Here is a 606-nt window from a genome sequence, read left to right as displayed (position 1 = left end):
CATCAATAGCTTAAGAAGTGGAGCGACTCATGAGTTCAGTAAAGACGGTTATACTCGACCTAAACTGCTGACTTCATTTGCTTACGAAGTTAAAGCGGGTGAAACCATCACGCTGACTTCTCCTTATGGCGGCCCAGTACAGGTTCACTTTGACAAAAATGATGTTCCGGTTGAACTGAGATTTAACCATGTGGCACAGCATCCTGTATGGAGAAGTGAGAAGGACAACGACACCTTTATTCAGCAGCTAGAAGCCAATTTGTTTGATTGGGCCGAGCTGATCACTCCTGGGTTTGAAGTGCACTCAAAGCGTGACAAGATGTTAGAGTCGGTCAACGATGAAATGTGGTCTACCCCTGCAGAAATGGCGCTTGCAACGGAAGAATATGTTCATAACTACCCGCATGTTCTGGCTGGTTTCCAAGGGCCGGGTATAGACGAAGTACCTGAAATTATTCAATACGCTCAAAACCAAGGCTGGGAAATTGCCAATATTGATATGGTTAAGCACATGAATGCTGACCAAGCCACTTGTGGCTATGGCTGCTCTGGTAACCCGTACGATGCTTATTGGGCCTTCAGTCCTTTAGGTCACGGTGATTTGCA

General features: G+C 46.0%; 1 protein-coding gene. It reads left to right on the top strand.

Features of this window, described 5'->3' with window-relative positions; translation table 11 throughout:
• A partial coding sequence (locus R7Q09_RS26845; RefSeq protein WP_318144035.1) for an ImpA family metalloprotease occupies positions 1–606 on the top strand: 606 nt, incomplete at both ends.

Source organism: Vibrio sp. 2130-1 (assembly GCF_033339515.1).
The sequence above is the reverse complement of the archived record's forward strand: the minus strand, read 5'-3'. Positions and strand labels throughout refer to the sequence as shown.